Raw genomic sequence first — 13,042 nt, forward strand, 5'->3', positions numbered from 1 at the left:
TTAAAGTCCTCGCTTGGATCGGCCAAAATCGGGATTTGCTTGTGCCACCATAGGCTTACAGCAGCATCCTAGGGATCCCCGAGACAATGGACGTTCGTGTCCAACGAGCCATTCGAGACTCTGTCCTGCTGAAGGGATCGGCCTTGGCGGTGGGGCTGATAGCCGGGATCGGCCTCTGGCTCCTGCCTGCTCCGGTCTCCAAGGCTGCTGGGATCCCGGTGGCTCAGGCCCTTGAATTTCGGGATCCCGGCTTTTTCCAAACCGGCCCCACCCCTGCCGAAGTGCCAACTCCTGAGGGATCCCCCTCCCCGACCCCTAGCCCACTGGGGATCTCCTTTACCGGCCAAGAGGGCACAGAAGTCTTGGTGGGGAACATTCCGGTGTTTCGCCTGCAGACGGCAGAGTACCCCAGCGATGTGCGGGCCGATAACGTGCGGGCCATCATTGAGCGCTTCTTGGAAGAAGGTCAGTTGCCAGAGCCGGAGGTGCGGGTGGCCCAGGATGCCAATGGCCAGTACGTCCTCCGCCTGGGAGAAAGGGGCCGCTTTGAGGCCACCCAGCGGTATCTGTTTACCGTCACCTATGCCGATGCCGCCGCCGAGCGCAGGGTGCCGCTGGGCCAGGTGGGCCTCAACGACGTGCGTCTGGTGGCCAACACTTGGGCGCGACGGCTGGAACAAGCCATTGCCGAGTACCGGCAGGATCGGCTGGATCTGCAGCGGGCGCAGGATCCGCGCGTGCTGGCTCTCACCATCTTGGCCGGTCTGGCCACATTGGCGCTGGGGTTCTTTCTCTGGCGGCTGTTCGACCGCAGCCTAGTTCGCCTGCAGAGGTGGCTGGAGCTCCAGGCCGGCCCGGCCTGGGGAACCTGGATCGACATTGGGGGAGTGCTCCTGCGAGGCGTGGGGGCAATTCTCATTGCCGGCATCTCGCTGGATCGCGGCATCAGCTTCATACCCGCCCTGCGACCGTTTCAGCGCGCTTTTTACCTGGGCTTGGGGCGGGTGGTGGCCACGGCGCTGGGCGTCCTCACCCAACCGCTGCCCAATTCCAGCGTCTCCATTGCCAGCTTACTGGTCTTCTTTGGGCTGGCCGTTTTGGTCTTCACCGTTGCCCACTACGTCAGCGTTGGCTTTAAGCAGCGGTTTCTGAGCCGGCTGGGACTGGATCTGGGCACCCAGGAGTCTACAACGGCCATCTTCAAGTACATCCTCACGCTGTTCGGGATCCTCTTGGTCTTGCCCTTCAGCGGCCTGAATCTGGGATCCCTGGCGGTGATTGCCGGGGCGGTGGGTTTGGGGATCGGCTTTGGCCTGCAAAACCTCTCCAACAACTACATCAGCTACATCGCTATTTTGCTGGAGCGCCCCATCCAAATCGGGGATCTGGTGGAAGTGGACAACCTGCTCGGCACCGTGGAGCGCATCGGCCCGCGGGCCACCGTCCTGCGCACTTTGGATCGCATCTTTGTGATTGTGCCCAACTCCCGCTTCACCGAGTCAAAGGTGGTGAACTGGAGCTACCGGGATCCCCGCTGTCGCATTCACATTCCCGTCGGCGTGGCCTATGGCTCCGATACTGCCCTGGTTACCGAAGCTCTGCTCAGCGCTGCCAAAGAAAATGCTCGGGTGTTGAGCAGCCCCGCCCCCCAAGTCTGGCTCAAGTCTTTTGGCCCCTCTTCCCTCAACTTTGAGCTGCTGGTGTGGATCAACCGTCCCCAGGATCAATTTGTCTTGATCAGCGAGCTGAACTTCGCCATCGAGGCCGAGTTTCGGCGGCGTGGGATCCGCATTCCTTTCCCGCAGCAGGATATTCACATTCGCAGCCTGGAGGGACTTGTCAGCCTCAATGGCGGCTCCCGTTCCCTGCCCGATGCCGCTTCCATCCAGTCCGCCCTCAGCGAAGCGGCAAAATCGCTGGAAGACCAAAACGGCGTTTCCTGAGCTATCCCTATCGACACCATGCTGCGACGGTTAGATGAGGCACTGGGTAGCTTTGGCAGCCATCCGTGTTGGGCTGAACTGAAGCAAATGCAGCTCCTAAGGCAGCTTTGGCCGGAAGTGGTGGGAGAGGCGGTAGCAGCGCAAACCCATCCCCTCAACGTGCGCCGCCAGGTGCTGCAGGTAGCCACCTCTACCCCGTCCTGGGCGCAAAACTTAACCTTACAACGCCAACTCATTCTCAGAAAACTCAACAGCCGCCTGCACCCCCCCCTCAGCGACATTCGCTTTAGCCCCGGCGCTTGGCACGAAGGATCCAACCCGGTCGCTCCCCACCCTGATGCGGAGTTGACCAGCAAGTTTTATGGCCCCCCCCGCCTCGCTGCCCAAGATGGACAACGCCCTGGATCTTGCCGCAACGCTCCCCCCAAACAGCCCATCTCGGATCCGAAAGTGGCTTTCGAGCGCTGGGCGAGAGTGGTCAAACAACGGCAGACTCAGCAAAATCTGTTCCCTTGCCCCGCCTGTGGCTGCCCTACCCCTGCCGCCGAACTGGAGCGTTGGTTTGTCTGCGGGTTTTGCCATCGCCAGTCCTTGCGCCTGCGCAGCTAACTCAGGGAACTCAAATTAGGGCTGTTTCCAACGGCAACGAAACGACTCGTTAGGCCGCTCCCCAGCTCCCCTCTCCCTCTGGGAGAGGGGCTGGGGGTGAGGGCAGCTCCCTCTGGGAGAGGGGCCGGGGGTGAGGGCTGCTCCCTCTGGGAGAGGGGCTGGGGGTGAGGGCAGCGGCCTGGATTCTCCAATGAAGGCAACTGCGAACCCTCAATCGTTCATGGCGTGGTAGGTGGCCACTGCCGACGGCGATACACGGTTCAAGTAACGGAAGATCCAGTACTTAAAGAGTGTGTCGAGAAAAACGGGAAAAGTGGCAATAAAGCCGTAGATAAAATTGCGGTTTTCTGGTAAACCTAGGTGGTCAGCTAAGCTGCTCAGCAGCACCTCCCAGCCGTGGGGAGAGTGGTAGCCGACGAACACGTCGGTGAAGAGGATAATGATAAAAGCCTTAGCACTGTCGCTAAGGCCATAGATCAGGCGATCCAAAAAAGACTTGAGAACTTCAATTTCCTCGCGTCCGATAAAGATCAGCCAGCCAAACACCAGCAGCGATAGCACGTCAGCGAGGACGTTCTTGAGGCCTTCCAAATTCTTACGGCTGTATTTTTGCAGCAACTCCTCTGCCTTCCTGGACAGTTGGTCTTCGGATTCCAGGTCGAGCTCTGGAGATTGGTGGCGTAAGGCCCGCTCAAACTCTATTTTTTCCTTGAAAAACTCAAACTCGGAGAGGGCCTTTTCTTGAAATTCGTAGCTCAGAGCCAAGATGGTGGGCTGCCGCGGCTGAAAGCGATCCACCAACGGCCCGAACAGGAACTGTTTTGAGAAGATCTGGGCCAGCAGCGGCAAAATGGCCAACAGCAGCAAAAACCGAACTGCCACCAGTGTACGTGTGCGTTGGCTGCGATACTCCTGCAGTAGCTCTTCTTCCGCTTGCGAACCCAGCTCACGGCGGATCTGGTTGGCCGTACGCAGGATGGAGCGGGGCAGGAGGGCCGTTCTAGAGGCAACCGGGGCATTGCTGTTGTCGGGGTTTGTCTTAGCAAGATTGGTTTTGATGGAGGGGTCGGAGGGCTCCGGCTGGCTTGAGGTCAGGGGCTCTGGTTGCTCTTGTTGCTCTTGAGACTTGGGCGGAGGGGAGGTGAACTTGGGTTGTGCAGCGGGGCGCTTGTATCGCGAGGTCACCTGATCGATAAACTCTAGCTTCTCCAAGATAGAGGGATCCCGACTTTGTCGGCCATTTGCAGCGTCTTTGCCGTCGTTTTCGGAAGGGCCGACGGGGGCCTCTTTGGCCTGATCTTTGTCGGAAGAGAAGGGAGGGCCGCTGCCATTTTGCGCGGGATCCGGCAGGCGAGAAAAAACGCTACTGGCCCTGAACTCGGCTAAACTAAGATCGATTTGGCGCAATTCCTGGCGCAATTGGATCTGAAAGTAGCGGCTGGTGTTTTGGCCGTGGGTTCCGTTGCTGCCGATGGATTCCCCCTGAAAGTAGCGGTCTTCGATGGCTTTGATGCGCAGGGCAGCTTCATAGGCTCGATTGAGGGAGCGTAGGGGAGTACTTGAGATCCACTGGCCGAGCCTGCTCAATACGGATTCCCCCATTGTTTTTTCCTGTGGCGGTTTTTCTCAGGGCTGATCCATACACTTTTCAATAGCTAACTATTGTAACAACTTCTGGATTGTAACAACTTCTGGGAGGCTGGGCAGGGATCCGGATGGGGAAGCGGCCTGTCTGGATCAAAACCGTGCTGAAGGGGTTAGGGCTCAGGATCCCTTGAAGCGCTTGAGGGCAAAAGCGCAGATCTGCAGCAGCCGCAGCCCATCCCGCACGTGTTGGATGTTGGAGCGGCCATAGGTTCTGGGGAAGTAGCGCACGGGGATGTCCAAGATCTTGAGGGTGCGCTTGGCCGCCCCCAGCAACAGGTCGAAATCCCCAAACGGGTCAAAATCTCCCCACTCTTGCCGCAGCTTGACAATCTGCCAATAGTCCTCTCGCCACAGGGCCTTGGTGCCGCAGAGGGAGTCTTTGATGCGGATGCCGAGAATGTGGGAGAGGAGAGCGGCAAAAAAACGATTGGCCCACTGGTTAAGGCGCGGCATTGCTTCTGGTTTCAGGGGATAGACCAGGCGGCAGCCGTTGGCAAAGTCGCACCGCCCGGAGGCCACCGCCCGGAAAAACTTGGGGAGGTCTTCCGCCTGGACGGTCAAGTCGGCGTCGAGAATGATCAGCACATCGCCACTGGCTGCGGCAAACCCCTTGCGCACTGCATCTCCCTTGCCCTTGCCCTCTTGCTGGAGAGCTTGGATAGTGCGGATCCCCTGGTATTCGGCCTGAACCCGCTGGATCTCAGCCCAAGTGTCGTCGCTGGAATGCCCCTCCACAAAGATGATCTCGGTTCGGGATCCCATTTCGGGCAACTGCTCCACACAGCGGCGGATGTTGCCCGCCTCGTTGCGGGCCGGGATCACCACCGTGCAAGAAGGTTGCTCCTCAGGGGGGGGATCCCAGGCGGGATCGGGCTGGAGGCGGGCGATCGTGTATTCAGTCAGGCAGAGGGCGTTGATCCCGGGCAAGGGGGCAATGAAGCGGTTGATCAGCGTCGAAAGCAATGGGATCCGCCGCGGCAGCAACAGCCGCTTGCCCTGCTGAATGACCTCGTACCCTGCCAGGTGCAGCAAATTGGCCACGTCACCTGCCGAGAGCCAGTTGGCTGCCGGCAAGGGCATGCGCTGCTTGAGGACAGTCGCCAGGCCCAGCAGCGGCTCCCAGAGGGGGTTGTGGTAAGAGAGGAGCAGGCGAGTGCGCGGGGTACAAAAACGGCGCAACTGCTCAAGAACCTGCTGAATATCCGTCAGGTAGCCCAGGGTATTGACGAGCAAAATAACGTCAAAGGGCTCCGCTAAGACGGGATCCTGCTTGTCCAGCGTGTGGGCATCCCGAACCCGAAAGTGAAGGTGGGGAAACTGCCTCTGCGCCTGGGCAACAATCTCCGCGTCCCAGTCAATCCCCACCCCAAAACTGGGCTGCAAAGCATTGAGCAGGGATCCGGTGCCGGAGCCGATTTCCAGAATGCGCAGGCCTGGAGGAACGAAGAAGCGGTGTAGCCGCTCCAGATCCTCGTGGTAGTAGCGGTTTTTTTGCCGCCAGTAATGCAGGGGGTGGGTCAACGCTCCCAGGATGTCGCCAGATCAGCTTTTGATCATAAGGGGCGGTGGGCGATCCGCAGACAAGCCCTGGCGAGCGGGAGACTCAGCGACGACGCACCCTATCTCTTTGGCTGACGAAGACAATGGCGCCGAAGAGAAGCCCTAGCACCACTGCGCCGTACACCAAGCTCCAGAGAAAGTTAGCAAGTGAGGGAGTCATAAGTTTCCTCCTCCTGCGAATAGCAACTACCCAACTATTCCCTGATTATACCGATCTTTGTCGCCCTTCCCCGGCCCGATCGTTTCCTCCAAGGACAGGCACCTTGCCGGTTATTTTGTTTGGTATTCTAGGGGCACCTCCACTAGGGTTTGGCTGGTGCCGGCAAAGGGGTTGTCTGGGGTTAAGAAGAGCATACAGTGACATTCTTTTCGCTCGCGCATTGGCACGCAGGGGCAGTTCCAATAGCCGGCTTTCACTTCCGCCTCTTTGTCTTCGTAAAAGCGGCAGGGACAGAGCGGAGCGCCCAATTGCTCTTTGTGCAGAGCCAAGCCTTCGATCACTGCTGTCGTAATCGTAGGATCGGAGCAGAAAAAAGTGTCGGTACGTTTGGCGTAGGTTTCTGCGAAATGCCGCATCACCTCGAAGGTCTTCTGGGAGGCCTTGTTGTAACCACGACTTTCCATGACGCTTCCTAAAGGGTGGAACTAACGAATAGCAATGGAGCTTACAGCTTTTCCCAGCAACACTGAGTGACGCTCATACCAATCAGATGCTTCTTCTGCATGACAGGGATCCCACCCCTCCACGGGATTCTCACAGAGGCGGAGAAAGCTGTATCTCGCTCTTCGTTGTACTGCAGACTTTTAGACAAGACAAATCGTAGCTGCCTTGCTGTTACACAAGGCAACATTAGATTCGGCAAGTTCGATTGAGCAAGAGCCAGCCTCAGTGTACTCTACCAGAGAATGCTTGCCGGGATCCCTTGCCTCAAGGCACCACCAGCACCGGGCAAGGGGCGAGGTCGATCACCCGGTGGCTGACGGAGTTGTTCCGCCCCTCCGCAGACAAGCTGAGGCCACGGGATCCCATCACGATCAGGCTGATCTCCAGCTCGTCTGCCACATCGCAGATGACAAAGGGCACTTTTCCCTCGCGATACTCGCTCTTGACGCTGCTGATGCCAATTTGCTGGAGGCCCAGCTCGGTCTGTTTGAGCAGGTTCTGGATGTTCTGCCGGGCTTGTTCTGCCCGCTCCGCGTCCAGCTCCGCAGCATCCAGAACCGAGAGCAGGTACACCTGACTTTTGTAGCGCTGCGCTATGTCTGCCACTAAGGGCAAGGCGTGGCTGGTCTCACGCGAGTTGTCGATGGGAAAGAGCAGTTTGTCGAACATAGTCGCGGATCCCACAGTCAAGCCCATTCCCTATCCAAGTCGGGGGGCTGGCCTCATTCTATCAATTCTACCGGCAGCTCAATGGCCTCCTTCCACCCCTGCCCGTTTTTCTGTTGTGAGGGGCTCGACCTGGGCGGCAAACGGAGCTCCTCCAGTGTTTGAATGAGCGGCCATGTCCATCATCCCGCGAAGATCCAGCCGCCTTAGGCCATGCTGGGCTGAAGTTTGCGCAGTTCCTGCCAAAAATCCATGATTTTCAGATTGACCAAACTTGGAAAAGAATAGTGAAAAAAGTGTCGCCCTCCAGGGCAAAGCCACATTTGATCCCCCGGCTTTAAGTGGTTTTTCCACTTCTCGAGCGCAGCAGGATCCACAATGGGGTCATCCTTGCTGGCGCAAACCAACATCGGCACCGAAACTTTCCGAGCTGGAATCGCTATCACCTGAAATAGGGAGTGAGGTATGGGGGAAGTATCTAAGTCTTTAGCCAGAGCATAGGAGAGTGAGCGCGCTCGCCACTGTTCTGAAGTGGGCAGAAGGCTCTGGGCTATACGCACCAGGAGCTGTTCTCGGCTACAGAAAAACATTTTTCGTTGCAGGTAGAAATGGGCGTGCCAGGTAGCGGCAGGCTGATCGGACACTGCCAGCAGGGTCAGAGACCGTACCCGTTGTGGATAGTGGCACGCGAAAAGATAGGCGACCACCCCGCTCAAGCCATGGCCGATGAGGTGCACCGGTCGATCCCAAGCCTTCAGGTATTCGTATAGTAGCGTCACGACTGTCTCTAAACTACAGGGCTCATCCTGGGTTTGGTGATACTCCCAGTAGGCCACACGGAAACATTTTCCCAGGGATCCCAGCAAAGGCCGGTCGAAAAGCTTGAGACTGGGAGAAACACCCAAATAAAGTGCCTCAAAAGAGAGCGCGGAAGCGGAACCTAAACTCATTTTGGCCGTCCCATTTCGACTGTCGAAAGATTGAAGCCGGTGGCTGACAAAAGCTTCACAAACAAGAGTTCTAGAAATCGGCAGAACTATCCAAACCGGGCAGATCGGGACAGAGAGGAGGGGATGAGGATCTCCCCTCCCCTGCTTTGAGAAGCCTCAACCCTGCTTTACAGCCCCGGCAAAATCTGGGCTACCACATCGCCGCTGCTCAAGAGCATGTAGGCAAACAGGGCACCGCCAACACCGCCCACCAGAAACCCTCCGGCCAACTGGCTCCAACCGGCGCGGGTGCGCAAGTTTTCGGGCAAGTCCTCCGAGCTTGCCGGCAGGCGCACCGGCTGAGGGGATCCCTGCGATTCCGCCATCAGTTGCACCCCTGGCGTCGGATAGGCCACCTCGCCGTAGGGGGTATTGACCACCGCTACCAGCCGCGAGCGCGGAAAGGACACCCGTCCGTAAACGGAGAGACAAACCGTCAGGATCAGCACCAGGCCGATGGTCGCCAGCGTCCCTGCTGTCAGGGCCTGCTCCGAATCCCGCAGCGGACTTAGCTTGTAAAACGGCCCCACCAGAAAGTACCCATGGGCCATGCCAATCTCCAAGCCACGCAGAAAGGGTGACAAGCCCTCCCGGTAGATGGGCAGGTTTTGCAGCAGCAGCAGGGTGAGATCCCCCTGGTTTACCGGCGTCTCCAAGTTGCCCACCTGCGGATCTGTGGCTCGCACCCAGCCCCCGCGCTGGAAGTCAAAGCCGTTGGCTGCCGCCCGCGCCCGGATGGCATGCCAGATGTGCCCTGCCAAAAACAGGATCCCCAAGACAAAGTGGGCTGTGGCCAACCAGGTGCGGCTGCTCACCACACCCATCTCGTCGGCAGCCAGCTCCAGCGGTCCGTAGAAAGCCACCGGATAGGCAATCTCGTTGACGCTGACAAAATAGGCCGCCAAGATGCCCATGTAGGCCAGGGCCCCCAGGCTGTAGGAGAGGTAGGCTTCGCCCGAGTAGATCAGGATCTGCTTGGCCCAGGCAAAGGGCCGTGTGGCTATGTGCCACCATCCCCCCAAGACGCAAAGCAGGCCAACGTAGATGTGCCCTCCCACCAGATCTTCTAGGTTATCCACAGCAGCCATGCCCTGCTGGCCCATCAGCGGCGTCAGGTAGGCGAAGATCCGCAGCGGATTGAGGGTGGGATCCGTTACCACCCGTACGCGGCCCAGGTGAGCATCGTACAGCCCTCCCCAGAAGAGCGCTTTGGCCACCAGCAACCAAGCCCCCAGCCCCAACAGCAGCAGGTGGATCCCCAGGATGGTGGTCATCTTGTCGTCGTCTTCCCAGTCGTAGCCGAAAAACTGGGCCAAGGTTTCTCCTTTGGGCAGCACCTCCGGCCCCAAAAGGGCATGGAAGATCCCTCCTGCCCCCAGCACCGCCGAGGCAATCAGGTGCAGAACGCCCACCACAAAAAAGGGATAGGGATCCGTGGCCACCCCCTCTGCATTAACGCCGATACCCAACGTGGCCAAATGGGGCAGCAAGATCAGCCCTTGGCTGCCCATGGGCTGAGCCGGATCCCAGTGGGCCACCTCAAACAGGGTCATGCCGCCGGCCCACAGCATGATCAACCCCGCATGGGCCACGTGGGCCCCCAGCAGCTTTCCGGACAGATTCACCAAGCGAGCATTGCCTGCCAACCAACTGACCTGAGGGGATCCCTCGGCAGAGGTAGGTGATGAAGATAGAACTGCGCCAGTCATGACAAACTCCCACAGTATCCACAACAAGTTAAGAAGCCGGGTTTGAGATTACAGATTGAAGAGTGTTTTGAGTTTGGCCGTCCACTCTTTAATTCGTTTTTCCGTCAGCTCCGGCTGATTGTCTTCATCCAGGGCAAGGCCGACAAACTCGCCGTTAACCACTCCCTTGGACTCATTGAACTCGTAGCCCTCTGTGGGCCAGGAGCCGACATTTTTGCCGCCACGCTCGGCGATTTTTTGGGCCAGGATCCCCATGGCATCTTGAAAGTTGTCGGGATAGCCTAACTGATCCCCAACTCCAAAGTAGGCCACCGTCTTACCGGAAAAATCGATTTCATCCAAATTGGGGAAAAACCCATCCCAATCGGCCTGCAGCTCCCCAATGTTCCAGGTTGGACAGCCGATAATTAAGTAGTCGTACTTTTCAAAGTCCTCAATACTGGCTTCGGCAATGTCGATCAAATCCACATTGTCTTCGCCCAGCTCTTTTTGAATCATCTCAGCAGCTCTTTCGGTATTTCCGGTTTGAGTGCCGAAAAATAGACCTATTTTTGCCATTGCTCCTACCTCGAAACTGCAGGTGCAAAGCCCAAAATTAGATGGCCAGATTGTCGTTAGACCTGCTGCGCAGCAAGCTCTACTCTGCCAGTACGGAAATTGAATCCTCGTGCTTTTAGGGCATGGAAAAGGTGACCCTGAAGGAAGAAAAAGGCCAGCCAAAAGTGGGCATTGGCCAGCCAAACCCTAGATGTGAGAGCCCCCCCTTGCTCAAAAAAGGGATAGCGATCCAAGCCCACCCGCAGCAGCGGCCCATAGAAAACTTCGGGATAGACGACGGGATTGACGGCAACCCAATAGGCGGCAATAAACCCCATCAAGGCCAAAGCTCCCAAGCTGTAGGAAAGATAAGCTTCCCCAGACCAGACAAAAATCCGTTCTGCCCAGGCAAAAGGCTTGGTCACGATATGCCAAATCCCACCTGCCACCAGGAGCAGGCCCAGCCAGAGGTGGCCGCCCACCACGTCTTCCAAAGTGTCCACCCCGGCTATCCAATGGCGACCTTCCGTGCCCAGCAGGTGGCCAAAGGGGTTCCAGTTGGGAGCCACTAGGCGCACTTCTCCCGCCACCGGGTCGAACAACCCGCCAAACACCATTGCCTTGAGCACCAAAAGCCAGGCTCCCAGGCCCAGCAGCACTAGGTGGATCCCTAGGATGGTGGTCATTTTGTCTTTGTCTTGCCAGTCGTAGCTAAACAGGGGAAAAGCTTTGGGATCCAGCACCGCCGGCCCGCGCAGGGCATGAAAAATGCCCCCAAACCCCAAAAAGGCAGAGCTGATGAGGTGGATCGCTCCCACCGCAAAGTAGATATCCGTATCCAAAACTTCCCCGCCGGATCCCACCCCCAGCCCCAAGCTGGCCAGGTGGGGCAAGAGAATGAGCCCCTGCTCATACATCGGTCGGCTGGGGTCAAACTTGGCCAACTCGATCAGGGTCATCGCCCCTGCCCAGAGAACGATCAGCCCGGCATGGGCCACATGCGCCCCCAGCAGCCGGCCAGAAAGAACGGTCAAACGGGCGTTGCCCGCCCACCAGGGGATCTGGTGTTGCGAGCTAGATCCCCCTTCTTGCTTCGGTATCGTCGCTGTCATCTTCGCTCCTCTTGCGTTTCTAAACAAGCTTGCTTGGGAAAAGGCCAGAGACTTTGCCCCAGGCCCGCCTCTGGCCGCACGGACACATCCTTTCGAGACACGCAACCAACTATTGAGATTAAGTCTCAATAGCAAGCTGTGACTCACTCTAGGCTTCTTGAGAGAAGATATCAATATACCTGGGGTTAAATTTTGTTAAAATCCAGGTTAACTTCGCCTTCCACAGCTTTTGTGCGCGGCAGTTGTCCCTGAAGGGTTGGGCCTAAGCGAGGGATCCCGTGGCAACCGGTGGTAAAAAATCTCTCTTTTCTTAAGATTGAGTCTCAATAGCTAGGTTACAATCAAGCCAAAGTTGGCCAAGCCGAGGGGTAAGGAGCCCAGAGGAGATGTCGAGATATCTGAAGCTGTGGACGGGGATAGGGCTTTATGTTCTGGTTAGCGGGGCTGCTTGCGGGGAAAGCCAAAAGGATCCACCGGCCCTGAGCCAGGCCTCGCCCCAGCAGGCGGCTCAAATGAACCCAGAGTGTCGGCCCATCCCGGTGGATGGCGGCGGCGAGGGTGGGGAAGGGGGAGAAGAAGGAGCGGGCTCTGGCCGGCCAGCCGTTGTGCTCTCTCCTGAGCAGCGGTTTCAGGATCGGCAGATTTTGATCGACTTTGCCGATCAGGTGGTGATCCCTGCCTATGAGCAGTTGGCCGCCGATACCCAGGCCCTGTCTCAAGCCATCCAGGCCTTCGTGCAAGATCCCAATTCCCAGACTTTGCAAGCGGCTCGCCAGGCTTGGTCTGTTGCCCGTCTAACGTGGGAGGAGAGCGAGGCTTTTGCCTTCGGGCCGGCGGCCTCCTTGGGGCTAGATGCGGATTTGGACGAATGGCCCCTGAACGAGGTGGAGGTGCTGGAAGTTCTCAACAGCGGCGATCCCCTCACTCCAGAGACCGTGGCCGAGTTGGAAAGCGGGCAAAAGGGATTTCATGCCGTGGCCTTCCTGCTCTTTGGCGTGGATAACAATAAGTCCTTGCAAGACTTTACCGAGCGGGATCGGGAGTACTTGGCTGCCCTTGGCCCGGTTTTGGCGGATACGGCGGAAAAGCTACTCAAGAGCTGGACAGAGGGCGTGCAAGGGCTGCCTGCTTTTCGCGAAGAATGGGTGAAAGCCGGGGAGGGCAGCAAGAGCTACCTGACGCTGCAAGCTGCTGCTGAAGAAATAGCCCAAGGTATTCTCAGCATGTTGGACGAGCTGGGCAAGGTCAAAATTGGCGAAGCCTTCGCCCGGCAAAATCCCTTTCTCTTGGAAAGCCGCTTTGCCCACCATTCGCTGCCGGAGTTTCAGGCCAACCTGCGCAGCGTCCAATATGCTTACTTGGGTGGATTTAGGGATAGAAAAGGTCGCGGCCTCAGCCAATTTGTCCGGGACATCAACCCCAATTTGGATAGTCAAATTCAGTCGGAGTTACAAGCAGCAGCGGCGGCTCTCCAGGGGATCCCTGACCCTATCGAAAAAAGCCTTTGCGATGCCAATGCCCGTGGATCTATTACCGCCGCTATGGAAAAAATTGAAGACGCTTTCGATACCTTTGCTCAGGAAGTTGTGCCGCTTCTGCAGCAGTA

12 protein-coding genes are annotated in these 13,042 nt (G+C 57.8%); 3 read left to right on the plus strand and 9 right to left on the minus strand.

Going from position 1 to position 13,042, the window contains the following annotated elements; genetic code table 11:
• Positions 1-86 precede the first annotated feature (86 nt).
• Positions 87-1,943, plus strand: a complete 1,857-nt coding sequence (locus tag NW841_RS08740; RefSeq protein WP_414386115.1) for a mechanosensitive ion channel family protein — start codon at positions 87-89, stop codon at positions 1,941-1,943.
• 87 nt (positions 1,944-2,030) lie between these two features.
• On the plus strand, positions 2,031-2,552 hold the full coding sequence (locus tag NW841_RS08745; protein ID WP_414378389.1) for a DciA family protein: 522 nt from the start codon (positions 2,031-2,033) through the stop codon (positions 2,550-2,552).
• 210 nt (positions 2,553-2,762) lie between these two features.
• Here NW841_RS08745 and pxcA read toward each other — a convergent pair whose 3' ends face one another.
• The 9 genes from pxcA to NW841_RS08790 form a co-directional block, all read right to left on the minus strand.
• Complete coding sequence (gene pxcA, locus NW841_RS08750; RefSeq protein ID WP_414386116.1) at positions 2,763-4,139, minus strand: proton extrusion protein PcxA; 1,377 nt, start codon at positions 4,137-4,139, stop codon at positions 2,763-2,765.
• A 177-nt stretch (positions 4,140-4,316) separates the two neighbouring features.
• The gene (locus tag NW841_RS08755; protein ID WP_414386117.1) at positions 4,317-5,720 is read right to left on the minus strand and encodes a glycosyltransferase; all 1,404 of its coding nucleotides are present in this window, start codon (positions 5,718-5,720) and stop codon (positions 4,317-4,319) included.
• Between the two features lie 82 nt (positions 5,721-5,802).
• Positions 5,803-5,919: a photosystem II reaction center X protein gene (locus NW841_RS08760; RefSeq protein ID WP_011431389.1), complete on the minus strand. Its 117-nt coding sequence runs from the start codon at positions 5,917-5,919 to the stop codon at positions 5,803-5,805.
• A gap of 110 nt (positions 5,920-6,029) precedes the next feature.
• A complete protein-coding gene (locus NW841_RS08765; protein WP_414366174.1) occupies positions 6,030-6,383 on the minus strand; it encodes a ferredoxin-thioredoxin reductase catalytic domain-containing protein in 354 nt (117 codons plus the stop codon).
• 304 nt (positions 6,384-6,687) lie between these two features.
• Positions 6,688-7,092: a universal stress protein gene (locus NW841_RS08770; protein ID WP_414333698.1), complete on the minus strand. Its 405-nt coding sequence runs from the start codon at positions 7,090-7,092 to the stop codon at positions 6,688-6,690.
• Positions 7,093-7,295: 203 nt separating this feature from the next.
• The gene (locus NW841_RS08775; RefSeq protein WP_414333699.1) at positions 7,296-7,994 is read right to left on the minus strand and encodes an alpha/beta fold hydrolase; all 699 of its coding nucleotides are present in this window, start codon (positions 7,992-7,994) and stop codon (positions 7,296-7,298) included.
• Positions 7,995-8,206: 212 nt separating this feature from the next.
• Positions 8,207-9,787, minus strand: a complete 1,581-nt coding sequence (locus NW841_RS08780) for a chlorophyll a/b binding light-harvesting protein (protein WP_414386118.1) — start codon at positions 9,785-9,787, stop codon at positions 8,207-8,209.
• Between the two features lie 48 nt (positions 9,788-9,835).
• Positions 9,836-10,345, minus strand: a complete 510-nt coding sequence (gene fldA, locus NW841_RS08785) for a flavodoxin FldA (protein WP_099812754.1) — start codon at positions 10,343-10,345, stop codon at positions 9,836-9,838.
• 56 nt (positions 10,346-10,401) lie between these two features.
• Positions 10,402-11,436: a chlorophyll a/b binding light-harvesting protein gene (locus NW841_RS08790; protein ID WP_414371937.1), complete on the minus strand. Its 1,035-nt coding sequence runs from the start codon at positions 11,434-11,436 to the stop codon at positions 10,402-10,404.
• Positions 11,437-11,822: 386 nt separating this feature from the next.
• Between NW841_RS08790 and NW841_RS08795 the strand changes: the two genes are divergently transcribed.
• Positions 11,823-13,042: imelysin family protein (locus tag NW841_RS08795; RefSeq protein ID WP_414386119.1), on the plus strand; the 1,220-nt coding region annotated here is incomplete at its 3' end.

Source organism: Synechococcus sp. H60.3, assembly GCF_047462295.1.
Lineage (GTDB): Bacteria > Cyanobacteriota > Cyanobacteriia > Thermostichales > Thermostichaceae > Thermostichus.

Excerpts from the sequence above, each read along its gene's own strand:
- NW841_RS08765 (WP_414366174.1), bottom strand. The coding sequence starts at position 6,383 with ATGGAAAGTCGTGGTTACAACAAGGCCTCCCAGAAGACCTTCGAGGTG.
- NW841_RS08780 (WP_414386118.1), bottom strand. The coding sequence starts at position 9,787 with ATGACTGGCGCAGTTCTATCTTCATCACCTACCTCTGCCGAGGGATCC.
- fldA (WP_099812754.1), bottom strand. The coding sequence starts at position 10,345 with ATGGCAAAAATAGGTCTATTTTTCGGCACTCAAACCGGAAATACCGAA.
- NW841_RS08770 (WP_414333698.1), bottom strand. The coding sequence starts at position 7,092 with ATGTTCGACAAACTGCTCTTTCCCATCGACAACTCGCGTGAGACCAGC.
- NW841_RS08740 (WP_414386115.1), top strand. The coding sequence starts at position 87 with ATGGACGTTCGTGTCCAACGAGCCATTCGAGACTCTGTCCTGCTGAAG.
- NW841_RS08760 (WP_011431389.1), bottom strand. The coding sequence starts at position 5,919 with ATGACTCCCTCACTTGCTAACTTTCTCTGGAGCTTGGTGTACGGCGCA.
- NW841_RS08745 (WP_414378389.1), top strand. The coding sequence starts at position 2,031 with ATGCAGCTCCTAAGGCAGCTTTGGCCGGAAGTGGTGGGAGAGGCGGTA.
- NW841_RS08790 (WP_414371937.1), bottom strand. The coding sequence starts at position 11,436 with ATGACAGCGACGATACCGAAGCAAGAAGGGGGATCTAGCTCGCAACAC.